The sequence below is a fragment of the Deinococcus sedimenti genome, from assembly GCF_014648135.1.
In the GTDB taxonomy this organism is placed as follows: Bacteria; Deinococcota; Deinococci; order Deinococcales; family Deinococcaceae; genus Deinococcus; species Deinococcus sedimenti.
In genome coordinates this window covers 104,552-117,793 of record NZ_BMQN01000006.1, presented here as the reverse complement: position 1 = coordinate 117,793, position 13,242 = coordinate 104,552, and the positions used below count along the sequence as shown (strand labels likewise).

The 13,242-nt window shown below is 69.4% G+C and carries 13 protein-coding genes; 10 read left to right on the top strand and 3 right to left on the bottom strand.

Features of this window, described 5'->3' with window-relative positions; all coding sequences use genetic code 11:
* Positions 1 to 214 precede the first annotated feature (214 nt).
* From IEY69_RS13505 to IEY69_RS13495, 3 genes are all read left to right on the top strand, one after another.
* Positions 215 to 982, top strand: a complete 768-nt coding sequence (locus IEY69_RS13505; protein WP_189073674.1) for a glycoside hydrolase family 16 protein — start codon at positions 215 to 217, stop codon at positions 980 to 982.
* A gap of 47 nt (positions 983 to 1,029) precedes the next feature.
* Positions 1,030 to 2,031 (top strand): LacI family DNA-binding transcriptional regulator, encoded by a 1,002-nt coding sequence (locus IEY69_RS13500; protein ID WP_189073673.1) that lies wholly within the window; start codon positions 1,030 to 1,032, stop codon positions 2,029 to 2,031.
* 112 nt (positions 2,032 to 2,143) lie between these two features.
* Complete coding sequence (locus tag IEY69_RS13495; RefSeq protein WP_189073672.1) at positions 2,144 to 4,369, top strand: glycerophosphodiester phosphodiesterase family protein; 2,226 nt, start codon at positions 2,144 to 2,146, stop codon at positions 4,367 to 4,369.
* A 194-nt stretch (positions 4,370 to 4,563) separates the two neighbouring features.
* Here IEY69_RS13495 and proS read toward each other — a convergent pair whose 3' ends face one another.
* Positions 4,564 to 6,048 (bottom strand): proline--tRNA ligase, encoded by a 1,485-nt coding sequence (gene proS / locus IEY69_RS13490; protein ID WP_189073671.1) that lies wholly within the window; start codon positions 6,046 to 6,048, stop codon positions 4,564 to 4,566.
* A 108-nt stretch (positions 6,049 to 6,156) separates the two neighbouring features.
* Here proS and IEY69_RS21975 point away from each other — a divergent pair, with 108 nt between their 5' ends.
* The 5 genes from IEY69_RS21975 to IEY69_RS13470 all read left to right on the top strand — a co-directional run bounded on the left by IEY69_RS21975 (position 6,157) and on the right by IEY69_RS13470 (position 10,181).
* A complete protein-coding gene (locus tag IEY69_RS21975) occupies positions 6,157 to 6,279 on the top strand; it encodes an NADAR family protein (protein WP_268243870.1) in 123 nt (40 codons plus the stop codon).
* Between the two features lie 40 nt (positions 6,280 to 6,319).
* Positions 6,320 to 6,778 (top strand): riboflavin biosynthesis intermediates N-glycosidase, encoded by a 459-nt coding sequence (gene ybiA / locus IEY69_RS13485; protein WP_229783957.1) that lies wholly within the window; start codon positions 6,320 to 6,322, stop codon positions 6,776 to 6,778.
* 57 nt (positions 6,779 to 6,835) lie between these two features.
* Entirely contained in the window at positions 6,836 to 7,099 is a 264-nt protein-coding gene (locus tag IEY69_RS13480) for a DUF2171 domain-containing protein (protein WP_189073670.1), read from the top strand.
* 197 nt (positions 7,100 to 7,296) lie between these two features.
* Complete coding sequence (locus IEY69_RS13475) at positions 7,297 to 8,133, top strand: alpha/beta fold hydrolase (protein ID WP_189073669.1); 837 nt, start codon at positions 7,297 to 7,299, stop codon at positions 8,131 to 8,133.
* Positions 8,134 to 8,249: 116 nt separating this feature from the next.
* Complete coding sequence (locus IEY69_RS13470; protein ID WP_229783956.1) at positions 8,250 to 10,181, top strand: alpha-amylase family protein; 1,932 nt, start codon at positions 8,250 to 8,252, stop codon at positions 10,179 to 10,181.
* Here the strand turns inward: IEY69_RS13470 and IEY69_RS13465 are convergent.
* Entirely contained in the window at positions 10,168 to 11,385 is a 1,218-nt protein-coding gene (locus tag IEY69_RS13465) for a sensor histidine kinase (RefSeq protein WP_229783954.1), read from the bottom strand. The two genes, IEY69_RS13470 and IEY69_RS13465, sit on opposite strands and share 14 nt — an antisense overlap.
* Positions 11,386 to 11,525: 140 nt before the next feature.
* On the opposite strand from IEY69_RS13465, the gene IEY69_RS13460 reads away from it, so the two are divergent.
* Positions 11,526 to 11,963, top strand: a complete 438-nt coding sequence (locus IEY69_RS13460) for a response regulator (protein WP_189073668.1) — start codon at positions 11,526 to 11,528, stop codon at positions 11,961 to 11,963.
* Between the two features lie 14 nt (positions 11,964 to 11,977).
* Positions 11,978 to 12,160, top strand: a complete 183-nt coding sequence (locus tag IEY69_RS13455; RefSeq protein ID WP_189073667.1) for a hypothetical protein — start codon at positions 11,978 to 11,980, stop codon at positions 12,158 to 12,160.
* A gap of 84 nt (positions 12,161 to 12,244) precedes the next feature.
* Here IEY69_RS13455 and IEY69_RS13450 read toward each other — a convergent pair whose 3' ends face one another.
* A complete protein-coding gene (locus IEY69_RS13450; RefSeq protein ID WP_189073666.1) occupies positions 12,245 to 13,240 on the bottom strand; it encodes an inorganic phosphate transporter in 996 nt (331 codons plus the stop codon).
* Positions 13,241 to 13,242: the final 2 nt, after the last annotated feature.

The window sequence follows — 13,242 nt, the reverse complement described above, 5'->3', positions numbered from 1 at the left end:
GGCCTCTCTTGCTGAAAGGCTTTTCATGGCGTACGCTCCGGCTGGATCGCCCACAACCCACCCGCTGCCCACCGACGGACAGCCCCGGAGTCCTCCGGCCCACGCCACGCCCGGCCGGCCGGACGGCGCGGTCCACCCCGGCCCTCCCCACCCGCCGCCCGGCGCGAGTTCCCCCGCGCCCCTCTCGCCGCTGCCGCGCAGCCCTGGAGTCCCCATGACCACGTCCCCCCGATCCGTCCTCCTGCTGCTCGGCGCGGCCCTCAGCGCCTGCAGCCAGACCCCCAGCCCCGTCTTGGGCGCGCAGGCCGTCAGCGGCGACTTCAGCCGCTGGGGCATGACCTGGAGCCCCTCCACCTGGAAGAACGGCGACCCGCTGTTCGGCTGCACCTTCTCGAAGAACAACCTCACCCTGGGAAGCGGCAGCGACGCCGCCGTGTACGGCTGGCTGGACAGCAGCACCTGCAGCGAGATCAAATCCAACCGCTGGAAAACCCAGGGCACCCGCTTCGGCGGGGACCTGTACGTCCCGAACGTCGCGGGCACCACCACCACCCTGTTCACGTACTTCAACGACGGCACCGTCTGGAACGAGATCGACGTGGAATTCGTCCCCAGCCGCGGCAGCCTGCACCCCGCCCTGATCTACCGCAACGGCGGCAGCCGCTACGTGTACGAGGCGTGGATTCCCGCCGCCAGCAACGCCTGGCACCGCGTGGACGTCAACTGGACCGCCAGCAGCATCGTCTGGACCCTGAACGGCCGGGTCGTGTTCACCATGTACCGCAACGCGTCCCTGCCGCTGGGCGCGACTGTCGTGACCGGCAGCGGCAGCAGCATGCAGATCCCGGCTGCCGCGTGGCCCACCCGCAGCCAGCAGCTCATCGCGAACTTCTGGCGGGGCAGCACCACCGCCGACGCCCGCGGCTTCCTCGGCTCGTACGGGGGCGGCACCGGGCAGGCCATCTGGAACAACCTCTACTGACGCCTGCCACCCGCTAGAGTGACGCGGTGGCGGGCCACGGGAAACGCATGACGCACGGCGTCACCATCAACGAGGTCGCCCGCGAGGCCGGGGTGTCCATCAGCACCGTCTCGCGGATCATCAACGGCACGGCGTTCGTCGCGGACGACAAGCGCCGCGCCGTCGAGACCGCCATGCAGCGCCTGGGTTTCCAGCCGAACTACCTCGCCCGGACGCTCATCACCGGGCGCAGCATGACCGTCGGCGTGATCGCCGAGGACATCGTCAGTCCCTTCTACGCCGACGTGATCCGCGGCATCGAGCACGCGCTGCTCGACACGCCCTACCAGCCCATCCTGAACAGCGGGCACTGGTCCACCCGGCACGAGACGCGCGCCATCGACACCCTGATCTACCGCAAGGTGGACGCCCTGCTGCTGCTGGGCAGCACCCTGGGGGACGACACGCTGCGGGACGTGGCCGCGCGCGTCCCGCTGATCCTGTTCGGCCGGAACCTGCCCGGCCTGGAGGCGCACTGCCTGACCCTCGACCAGCGGGGCGCCGCCGCGCAGGCGACCCGGCACCTCATCGACCTGGGCCACCGGCGCATCCTGCACCTGTACGGCCCGGCCAGTCAGCAGGACGCCCAGGAACGCCGCGAAGGATACCGCGACGCCCTGCGGGCCAACGACCTGCCCCTGCACCCCGAACTGGAACTCCCGGGGGATTTCGTCGAGGCAGCCGCCGCGCAGGCCGTGACCCACCTGCTGGACGCGCGCGTGCCGTTCACGGCCGTGTTCGCCGGGAACGACCAGATGGCCGCCGGGGCCAGACTGGCCCTGCACCGCCGCGGGCTGCGCGTCCCGGACGACGTGTCCCTGATCGGCTTCGACGACCTGCCCGCCAGCGCGTTCACCATCCCGCCCCTGACGACCGTCCGGCAGCCCACCTACCAGATCGGGCAGGCGCTCGCCCGGCACGTCCTGCACGTCCTGGCGGGCGAGGCGTCCAGCCTGCCGGACTTCGACCTGCCGCTGATCCTGCGGGAATCCACCCGGCCACTGCGTTGAAATGACGGCTGGGCTGAAATGACCACTGCGCTGACCTGACGGCCCGCCCCTGACCGCTCCCTGACCGGGCGCGCACACGCCGCTGACCGACGGGCGCGAGGGTGAACGGCACATGCGACCCCTGAAGACCGCCCTGCTGGCCCTGACCCTCTCGCTGGGAGGCGCGCACGCCGCCACCCTCATCGGCTTCGCGCAACTGCCCGCCGACACCCTCGCCGACGGACCCGCCAGCGGCGCCTGGAACGGCGGCCTGCGCGGCCAGACCCGCTTCCAGGGGCAGCCGGTGCAGGGCTTCAGCGGCGTGCAGTTCACGGCCGGTGGCGAGTACTTGTTCCTGAGCGACAACGGCTTCGGCGCGAAGAACAACAGCGCCGATTACCTCCTGCGCCTGTACCGCCTGAGCGTCGCGCCGAACACCGCCGCGAAGGCCGGGACCGGTCAGGTCGGCGTGCGCGGCTTCATCAACCTGCGCGACCCGGACCGCCGCGTGCCGTGGCAGATCGTGAACGAGGCCACCCCCGACCGCCTGCTGACCGGCGCGGACTTCGATGTGGAAGGCTTCGTGGTCGCCCCCGACGGCACCCTGTGGATCGGGGACGAGTTCGGCCCGTACCTGCTGCACTTCAGCGCCGACGGCCGCCTGCTGGGCGCCCCCATCCCCACGCCGAACCTGCACGGGCGGCCCACCCTGCGCGGCCAGAACCCCATCGTGGTCGCGCACCGCGGCAGCAGCGGCACCCGCCCCGAACACACCCTGGAAAGCTACCGGGTCGCCATCGAGGGCGGCGCGGACTTCATCGAACCCGACCTCGTCGTCACGAAGGACGGCGTGCTCGTCGCCCGGCACGAACCCGTCATGGTCGTCCTCGACAAGGACGGCAAGGTCACCGAGGCCACCACCGACGTCGCCACCCGCCCCGAGTTCGGGGACCGCGTGCGGACCAAGACGCTCGACGGGATCAGCGTCACCGGGTACTGGGTGGAGGACTTCACCCTGGCGGAACTGAAGACCCTGCGCGCCGTGGAACGCCTCCCCGCGCTGCGCGGCCGCGCCTTCGACGGCCGCTTCGAGGTCCCCACCCTCGCCGAGATCATCGCGCTCGTCCGCGACACGGAAGCCCGCACCGGCCGCAAGGTCGGCATCTACCCCGAAACGAAACACCCCACCTACATGAAAGCCGCCGGGTTCGACACCAGCCAGCTGCTGATCGACACGCTGACCCGCGAGAAGTTCACCGACCCCGCCCGCGTGTTCATCCAGTCGTTCGAAACCGCCAACCTCCGCGACCTGAAGACCCGCATCATGCCCGCCGCGGGCGTCACCTTGCCGCTCGTGCAGCTCGTCAGCGGCCCCACCGAGGCCCCCTACGACTGGACCGCCAGCGGCGACACCCGCCGGTACGACGCCCTGACCACCCCCGAGGGCCTGCGTGACCTCGCCACGTACGCCAGCGGCGTCGGCCCCACCAAACGCTGGATCATCACCGACAAGGGCGACCCCACCGACTTCGTCACCCGTGCGCACGCCGCCGGACTGCTCGTGCACCCCTGGACGCTGCGCAGCGAACCCACCTACCTGCTGCCCACGTACGCCGGGAACCCCGAAGAGGAAATGCGCCAGCTGCTGCGCGCCGGCGTGGACGGCTTCTTCACCGACTTCCCCGCCACCGGCGCGCGCGTCGTGGCGCAGGTCAGCGCCCCCGAGGTCCGCAGCCCCCAGCACCCCGCCTTCACGCAGGGCACCAGCAGCGCCGACGCCACCCTGGGCGCCAGCGGCGGCTTCGAGGGCCTCGCCCTGAGCGCCGACGGCACCACCCTGTACGGCCTGCTGGAAAAGACCGTCACCGGCGACCTGCCCGGCCAGCTGCGCCTGAACGCCCTGAACCTGAGCACCCGCCAGTGGAGCCTCGCGGGCCGCTACGCCCTCGACGCGGGCAGCGACGCCATCGGCGACCTCGCCACCGTCAACGACACCCAGTACCTCGTGCTGGAACGCGATGGCAAGGTCCACACCGACGCCCGCAACAAACGCGTGTACCTGATCGACCTCAAACGCTTGAACGCCGACGGCACCTTCCAGAAGACCCTGATCGCCGACCTGATGAACATCGCCGACCCGCAGGGCCTCGCGCCCGACACGCGCGGCGGCACCCTGACCTTCCCGTACGTCACCATCGAGAACGTCACCCTTCTGAACCCCACCACCCTCCTGATCGTCAACGACAACAACTACCCCGCCACCGGCGGCCGCGGCCCCGGCGTGAAGGACGACACGCAGTTCCTGTGGCTGCGCCTGGACGAGCCCCTGAACCTCGCCCCGAACCTCGGCGGACGCTGAACCCACAGAGGAGGAGGCCACCCGGTCAATCTGGGTGGCCTCCTCCTCTGTGATCGTCACAGCGGTTTTCAGTTCCGTTGAAGGGCCAACAGCACCCCCTTCAATTCCACTGCTAACCGCTGTCTTCCTCAGGTGCTCGCTTCGCTCGATTCAGAGGTATCGAGGGATACCCTCAATACCTCTGAACTCTGCTGTCAGTACTGACGGCCGAAGATGACGCGTTTGCCGTAGGCGCTGGGCTTGGCGCACTTCACGCACTGGCCCTCGCCCGGCTCGTTGAAGAACTCCGCGTCGTCCAGGGGGACGTTGCGGGTGGTGGCCTTGGTGGCCTCCTTGATGCTCTTCTCACAGTCGGCGTCGCCGCAGTGGTACGCGCGCACCCAGTTGCCGTCCTCGATCTTCGCGGCGAACGTCTCGAAGTCGTCCACGGGAATGGTGTGCTCCAGCATGAAGCTCGTGGCGCGTTCCAGCAGCCAGTCGTGAATGCCGTCCAGGCGAGCGGTCATGCCGCCCACGGCGTCGGCGCGGGGCAGGGTTTCCTTCTCGTCGCCGTTGCGGCTTTTCACGACGACCACGCCGCTTTCCAGGTCGCGGGGGCCGAGTTCGATGCGGACCGGCACGCCCTTGAGTTCCCAGTCGTTGTACTTGAAGCCGTTCGTCACGCCGTCACGCTTGTCCACCTTGACGCGGACGCCCTGGGCGCGCAGTTCGGCGGCCAGCTTCTCGCCTTCCTCGACCATCTGGTCGAAGTTGTCCTTGCGGCCCACGGGAATCACGACCACCTGAATGGGCGCGATGCGGGGCGGCATGATCAGCCCGAAGTCGTCGCCGTGCGTCATGATGATCGCCCCGATGATGCGGCTGGAAATGGCCCAGGAGGTCGTGTGCGCGAACTCCTCGCGCTGCTCGCGCGTCTGGAACTTCACGTCGAAGGCTTTGCTGAAGTTCTGGCCCAGGTAGTGGCTCGTGCCGCTCTGGAGGGCCTTCCCGTCGCGCATCATGCCCTCGATGGAGTACGTGGCGACCGCCCCGGCGAAGCGCTCGCTGGCGGTCTTCTCGCCGCGCACGACGGGCAGCGCCAGCACGTCCCGGCAGAACTCGTGGTAGATGTCCAGCATCTGCCGCACCTCGCCGCGCGCCTCGCTCTCGTCGGCGTGCGCGGTGTGGCCCTCGTGCCAGAAGAACTCACTGGTGCGCAGGAACGCCTTCGTGCGCAGCTCCGCGCGGAACACGCTGCCCCACTGGTAGTGCAGGAACGGCAGGTCACGGTAGGAGTTCAGCCAGCCGCTCCACATGTGCCCGATGATCGTCTCGGACGTGGGCCGCATCACGTACGGCTCGGCGAGTTCCTCCGTGCCGATCTTGTTCACCGTGAATAGCTCCGGCGCGAAGCCCTCCACGTGATCCGCTTCCTTGGTAATAAAGCCCATGGGGATCAGCGTGGGGAAGATCAGCGACTCGTGCCCCGTCGCCTTGAACCGGTCGTCCAGCCAGCGCTGGATGTTCTCCCACAGCGCGCTGCCGTAAGGGCGCACGACCATCGCGCCCGCCACCGGGCTGTTGTCGGCTAGGTCGGCTTTCTTCACGACCTCGTTGTACCAGTCGTTGAAATCCACGCTCTGGGGCGTCACGCCGTACTGCTGCGCCTTCTTGTCCTGTTTGCCGCCGTCTTTCGTCATCGCCCCGCATGATACCGGGCGCAGGCAAAGCGCCGCGCCGGACCGGGCACACCCCCGATGCGCCACCCTGCGGATGCCGGGTCAGGCCGGGTGGGGGAGACTGAGCCCATGAGTCCCGAGCCCGTGTTCTTCTACCGGACGGCACATCCGTTCTCGAACTTCCACCCCAGCGTGTTCACGGAAGGCGGCGTCACGTACCAGTGGGCGGAACAGGGCAGAAATGCCGGGTGATGCGCCCTTCATCACCCCGAACGGAGTGAGAAGGCAAGGGGTGGCGGACGGTGAAGGTGGAGCGATCTCCGGTGCTCTTCCGGGGAGCGCGGAACCGGAGCGGTCTGCCACCGACCTGATGGCCCGCAAGGCCGCGCTGTTCGGGGATGAGGTGACCCGGCAGGCGATCCTGGCGGCCCGCACGCCCGGCGAATGCAAGGCGCTGGGCCGCCGCGTGAGCCCGTACGACGACGCGCGCTGGGCGGAGGAACGGTTCGGGGTGGCGCTGGACATGCTGCGCTTGAAGTTCGGGCAGAACGCGCGCCTGCGGGCGGCGCTGCTGGCGACTGGCGCGGCGGAACTGGTCGAGGCCGCCCCGACTGACCGTATCTGGGGCATCGGGTTCAGTGAGCAGGATGCGCCGGGCGCGCGGCAGGCGTGGGGAGAGAACCTGCTGGGCCGCGCATTGATGGCGGTCCGGGCAGAGCTGGGTGGTAACGATTCCCTCAAGGGGGCGTGACGTTGGTCTGAATGGTCCTGTCATGGGGGGGGCATGTTCGCGGCCCAGACTGCCCGCATGACGAAGATGAACGCCGGAGAGATCAGCGACCACATCGCGCAGTCCGTGAAGGCCCGCCTGGAGCAGGGGGGCGAGCACCTTCAGGTGAAGGACGTCAATGGTGAGCACGTCGGGACCGTGGATCACCTGGACGGTGACCGCGTGAAGCTCACGAAGTCGGACAGCGCGGACGGGCAGCACCACTACCTGAGCCTGGATCAGGTGGAGAGCGTGGATGACGTGGCGGTGTACCTGAACGTGGAGCGCAGCGTCATCGCGTAACCCCACGGTTGAACCCCCGGCGGCGTGACGAGCAGGTCACGCCGCTTTTTTCGTGCCTGGAAGGTTCAGGTGCGCTGAAGTGTTGCTGAGGGGACCTGAAGGTGCCGCTCAGGGGAGGCGAGCGGGGCGGGCCTAGGGTGGTGGGCGGAACGGTTCGACGTCACACGACCTCATTCACGCGACCCCTGGAGGTCCCCATGCCCACGATTCAGACGAAGCACGCCCACGCCCCGCAGACCGAGCTCTACTACGAGACCTACGGCCAGGGCCGCCCGGTCGTGCTCATTCACGGGTGGCCGCTGTCGGGCCGCATGTGGGAAGGGCAGATCGACGCGCTGCGCCACGCCGGGTATCAGGTCGTGTCGTACGACCGCCGCGACTTCGGCCAGAGCGGCAAGACCGCCACCGGCTACACCTACGACGTGTTCGCCAGTGACCTGAAGGACCTGCTGGAGGAACTGAACCTGACCGACGTGACGCTGGTGGGCTTCAGCATGGGCGGGGGCGAGGTCAGCCGCTACGCGGGGCTGTACGGCACGGACCGCGTGCGCAGCGCGATGCTGGTCGCGTCCGTCGCGCCCTACCTGCTCAAGACGGCGGACAACCCGGGTGGCGGCATGACCCACGAGGACGTGGAGGGCATGGTGAAGCAGGTGGCGCAGAACCGCCCGCAGTTCCTGGCGGGGTTCACGAAGAAGTTCCTGAACTGGGACGAGAACGGCGCGAAACTGGGTGACGAGTTCCTGGACTTCGCGGCGTCGATGTACATGCAGGCGTCCCCGGTGGCGACGCAGGAATGCGTGCGGGCCTTCAGCGAGACGGACTTCCGCGCGGATCTGGCGAAGCTGACGGTGCCGACGCTGGTCGTTCACGGTGACAAGGACCAGATCGTGCCGCTGGAGGCGAGTGGGCAGCGCGTGCCGCAGTACCAGCCGAACGCGGAACTGCACGTGATGAAGGGCGCGCCGCACGGCCTGAACGCCACTCATAACGACGAGTTCAATGCCCTGCTGCTGGACTTCGTGGCCCGCTGATCGACGACGGAGTGGGGGCGGTCTGGCCGGGTGCCGGGCCGCCTCTGTTGCTGGTGGGGGAGGCGTCACCCCCCATCTTGGAAACAGTTCCAAAATCTGGGTATGCTGGTGGGGCCATGCCTCAACCTGCCCTTTCCCGGACACTGATGACCGGGGCGCTGCGCGCCGCCTTCGACGACGACCGCGACGCCGACACCTTCGCGCTGCGCCTGGACCGCTACGGCCCGGAACTGCTCGCCAGCCTGACGGCCGCGTACGGCGAGCAGGCCGAGCCCCTGCTGGCGCAGCTGCTGGAGGTCATGCTGCACGCCTACCACACCCGCCCCGCCGACCTGAAACGGCTGGACGAGGCGCGGCTCCTGACCCCCGACTGGCTTCAGCGGCCGGAAACGGTGGGGTACGTGGCGTACACCGATCGCTTCGCGGGCACCCTGAAGGGCGTGCAGGGCCACCTGCCGTACCTGGAGGACCTGGGCGTCACGTATCTGCACCTGATGCCGCTGCTGAAACCCCGGCCCGGCGAGAACGACGGCGGGTACGCCGTCCAGGACTACCGCGCCGTGCGGGACGACCTGGGCAGCATGGACGACCTGTCCACGCTGGCCGCCGATCTGCGGGGGCGCGGCATGAGCCTCGTGCTTGATCTGGTGCTGAACCACGTCGCGCAGGAACACGAATGGGCCGCGAAGGCCCGCGCGGGCGATCCTACCTACCGCGCGTACTTCCACATCTACCCCGACCGGACCGAACCGGACGCCTTCGAGCGCACGCTGCCGGAGGTCTTCCCGGACTTCGCGCCCGGCAACTTCACCTGGGACGACGCGGCGCAGGGCTGGGTGTGGACGACCTTCAACACGTACCAGTGGGACCTGAACTGGGGCAATCCGGATGTGCTGCGCGAGTTCGTGGACATCATCCTGCACCTCGCCAACCGGGGCGTGGAGGTCTTCCGGCTGGACGCCATCGCGTTCCTGTGGAAACGCCTGGGCACCGACTGCCAGAACCAGCCCGAGGTGCACCATCTGACCCGCGCGCTGCGCGCCTGCGCTCGCATCGTCGCGCCCGCCGTGGCCTTCAAGGCTGAGGCGATCGTCGCGCCCGACGACCTGATCCACTACCTGGGGACCGGGGATCACCACGGGAAGGTCAGTGACATGGCGTACCACAACTCGCTGATGGTGCAGCTGTGGAGCAGCCTCGCCAGCCGCGACACGCGCCTGTTCACGCAGGCGCTGTCCGCCTTCCCGCCCAAGCCCACGAACACCACCTGGGGCGTGTACGTCCGCTGCCACGACGACATCGGCTGGGCGATCAGCGACGCGGACACGAACGCCGTGGGCCTCAGCGGACCCGGCCACCGGCACTTCCTGTCGGACTTCTACAGCGGCGAGCACCCGGGCACGTTCGCGCGGGGGCTGGTGTTCCAGTTCAACCCGCAGACCGGGGACCGCCGCATCAGCGGGACGCTCGCCAGCCTCGCCGGGCTGGAGGCCGCGCTGGACAGTGGCAACCCGGAGGCTGTGGACCACGCGGTGCGGCGCGTCCTGCTGCTGCACGCCGTGATCCTGGCATTCGGGGGCGTGCCGCTGCTGTACATGGGCGACGAACTGGCCCTGCTGAACGACCACGCCTTCGGCGACACACCCGAGCACGCCGCCGACAACCGATGGGTGCACCGCCCCCGCATGGACTGGACCCGCGCGCAGGACGCCGCCCGCGACGCCACGACCCCGCACGGGTGCGTGAACGCCGGACTGCGCCACCTGATCCACGCGCGGCGGGCGCTGCCGCACCTGCACGCCAGCGTCGAGAGCCGCGCCCTGCCCAGCCCCGACCCGTGCGTGCTGCTGCTGCGCCGCGACCACCCGCACGGCACGTTCCTGGGCGTGTACAACTTCAGCGAGCACACCATCCAGTTCCCCGCGCAGGCCCTGCGGGACGTGCTGGGCGACCACGCCGTGGATCACGTCGCCGGGAGTGCCTTCACCTTCGGCGGGCAGCCGGTCGTGCTGGACCCCTACCGGGCGCTGTGGCTCACTCGGGCGTGACGGGCACCTCGGGGTGCGGCGCGTGGCCCTCGGCGGGCAGCGTGAAATGCACCTGCAGGCCCTCCTCCTGAGGGTCCAGCCAGATGCGCCCCCCGTGCCGCTCGACGACCTTGCGGCACACCGCCAGCCCGATCCCGTTCCCGCCGGTGACCGCGCGGGTGTGCAGCCGCTGGAACATCACGAACACCTTCTCGGTGTGCTGCGGCGCGATCCCGATCCCGTTGTCGCGCAGCGTGAACTGCACCTGCGTGCCGTCCGCGGTCAGTTCGCCGCTCAGGTGCACCCGCAGGGGCCGCGCCGCGCGGAACTTCAGGGCGTTCCCCAGCAGGTTCTGCAGCAGCTGACGCGCCTGCGCCGGGTTCACGTGCACGCGCGGCAGTTCGGCCCGCGTGACCTGCGCCTGCGGCGGCCAGGGCAGACCCCGGACCGCCTCGTCCCACAGGTCCCCGAGATTCAGGGGCTGCATGGGAGGCTGCACGGCCACGTTCGACAGCGTCAGGATGTCCCGCACCAGCTGCCGCGCCCGCGAGACCTGCTCCGTGATGCGCAGCAGGTACGTGTCGGCCCGCTCGTCCAGCACCTTCCCGGCGTAGCGGTGCCGCAGGATGTCCGCGTACGCCCCCAGCGTCCGCAGCGGCTCCTGCAGGTCGTGGCTCGCGACGTACGCGAACTGTGCCAGCGCCTGGTTGCGGTCCTCCAGCTGCGCGTTGCGCTGCGCGAGGACCGCGCGGCTGTCCTCCAGCTCGCGCGTGCGCGCCTCAACGCGCGCCTCCAGTTCGCGGGCCAGGCGCAGCACCTCCAGTTCCGCCGACTTGCGGCGCGTGATGTTCTCGTGCGCCACCACCGCGTACCGCCGGTCATCCTGCGTGAAGGGCGTCACGCGCGCCATGAAGTACCGGTCCTCGTGCGGTGAGTGGCACGGGTACTCCAGCTCGAACAGCGTCTCCCGGCCCTCCAGCACCGCGCGGATTCCCGCGGCGATCCGCTGGGCGTCCGCGCGGTCCTCGCCCTGGGTGGCGTCGCACACCTTCAGGTAATTGCTGCCCTTCCCGGACTCGCCGCTGTTGGCCTGCGCGAACCGCCGCCACGCCTCGTTCACCGCCAGGATCGTGCCCTGATCGTCCAGGATGGCCACGTTCGCCGCCAGCGCATCGAACGCCGCCGCGACGAACCTCACGGGCGCGGTGGTGCTCACGGCGTCCACGGACGCGGCCGCCGGCTCACTCCGGGAGTGGTCGCATCGGGCACGCGGCGCGTCATGCTTCCAGCCTAGCAGGCCGTCCGCGCCCCCGACCGGGGGAAACACCCCACCCGCGCCCCCGCCGGAAGCGTTAAGGTGAAGCGATGTCGCGACCCTTCACGCTGCTGCTCGTCGAGGATGAACTGGCTGACGCCGAGCTGTTCCAGGACATGCTCGCCGAGGTGGCCCCCGACATTCACGTCACCCACGTCGAGCACGGCCAGGCCGCGCTGGACCACCTGACCGGCCCGCCCCAGCCCCGACCGGACCTGATCGTGCTGGACCTGAACATGCCCGTCATGAACGGCCACGACTTCCTCGCGCAGGCCAAGGGCGTCGCCGCGCTGCGCTCCATTCCGGTGCTGGTCCTCTCGACCTCCGACCACCCGGAGGACATCCACCGCGCGTACGACGGGCAGGCCAGCGGGTACGTCCTGAAACCCGGCACGTACCAGGAGTACACGCAGGTGCTGTCCACCATCCAGGCGTACTGGCGCGGCCTGGTCAAGCTGCCCAGCCTGGAGGAACTCTCCGGATTCTGACCCGAGGAGGGGAGATGCCCCGCCGCACCCTGATTCCCACCGAGACCCTGCTGCGCGCCGCCCGCAGCGCCGCCGAGCGCCTGTCGCACCTCAGCCGCGACCCCGACGTGCGCCGCGACGCCGCCGAGGTCGCCCGCAGCGTCGCGAAACTCCTCGATTCGGTCCGCCGGGCCGGGAACCCCCCACGGCGCCCCTGACGATCCGCGCCCGGCCGCGCAGAACCGGCACTACAGCAAAGAGGGAGAGGCGCCACTGGCCTCTCCCTCCATCGCCTCTCCCGCTTACAGCACGGCGAGGATCAGCTTGTGGACCAGCCAGCCCAGCGCGATGCACACGGGGATCGTGAAGATCCACGCCTGCACGATGCGCCCGGCGACCTGCCACTTGACCTTCCGGAAGCCCTTGGTGGTGCCGACGCCCATGATCGCGGTGCTGATCGTGTGCGTGGTGCTGACCGGGATGCCCAGTCGGCTGGCGCCGTCGATGATCAGCGCGGCGCTCGTCTCGGCGATGAAGCCGTCCACGGGTTTGAGGTCCACGACCTTGAAGCCCATGGTCTTGATGATGCGCCAGCCGCCCACGGCGGTTCCCGCGCCCATGGCGCCCGCGGCGGACAGGATCACCCACAGCGGCACCGTCTCGATCTGCGTGCCGGTGTACGCGGCCAGCGCGAAGGTGATGATCCCCATGGTCTTCTGCGCGTCGTTCCCACCGTGAGAAAAGGCCATGAACGCGGCGCTGAAGATCTGCAGCGTGCGGAACGTTCGGGTCACGACCCGGGGTTTCATCCAGCGCAGCACCAGCCACGAGATCAGCAGGAACAGCAGGATCGGCACGATGAAGCCCAGCGCCGGGGAGTACACCAGACCCATCAGGGTCTTCTTGACGCCTTTGGGGATGATGATGCCCCAGCCGCCGGCCGCGACGCCCGCGCCGACCATGCTGAACACCAGCGCGTGACTGCTGCTGCTGGGCAGGCCCTTCCACCACGTGAAGAGGTTCCACGCGATGGCGCTGACCAGCGTGGCGCCCACGAGGTGCAGCGTCGCGAAGTCCTGCGGGATGATGTCCTTGCTGATCGTCTTGGCGACCGCCGTGCCCGCCAGCGCGCCCACCACGTTCAGCACGGCCGCCATGGCGATCGCCTGCGCGGGCGTCAGGACCTTGGTGGCGACCGACGTGGCGATCGCGTTGGCGGTGTCGTGGAAGCCGTTGATGAAGTCGAAGATCAACGCCAGCGTCACGATGACGATCAGGCTGAGAAGTGCAGTGTCCACAC

Coding starts and splice junctions, on each gene's coding strand:
- IEY69_RS13505 (WP_189073674.1), top strand. CDS start 215: ATGACCACGTCCCCCCGATCCGTCCTCCTGCTGCTCGGCGCGGCCCTC.
- IEY69_RS13500 (WP_189073673.1), top strand. CDS start 1,030: ATGACGCACGGCGTCACCATCAACGAGGTCGCCCGCGAGGCCGGGGTG.
- IEY69_RS13495 (WP_189073672.1), top strand. CDS start 2,144: ATGCGACCCCTGAAGACCGCCCTGCTGGCCCTGACCCTCTCGCTGGGA.
- proS (WP_189073671.1), bottom strand. CDS start 6,048: ATGACGAAAGACGGCGGCAAACAGGACAAGAAGGCGCAGCAGTACGGC.
- IEY69_RS21975 (WP_268243870.1), top strand. CDS start 6,157: ATGAGTCCCGAGCCCGTGTTCTTCTACCGGACGGCACATCCGTTCTCG.
- IEY69_RS13480 (WP_189073670.1), top strand. CDS start 6,836: ATGACGAAGATGAACGCCGGAGAGATCAGCGACCACATCGCGCAGTCC.
- IEY69_RS13475 (WP_189073669.1), top strand. CDS start 7,297: ATGCCCACGATTCAGACGAAGCACGCCCACGCCCCGCAGACCGAGCTC.
- IEY69_RS13470 (WP_229783956.1), top strand. CDS start 8,250: ATGCCTCAACCTGCCCTTTCCCGGACACTGATGACCGGGGCGCTGCGC.
- IEY69_RS13460 (WP_189073668.1), top strand. CDS start 11,526: ATGTCGCGACCCTTCACGCTGCTGCTCGTCGAGGATGAACTGGCTGAC.
- IEY69_RS13455 (WP_189073667.1), top strand. CDS start 11,978: ATGCCCCGCCGCACCCTGATTCCCACCGAGACCCTGCTGCGCGCCGCC.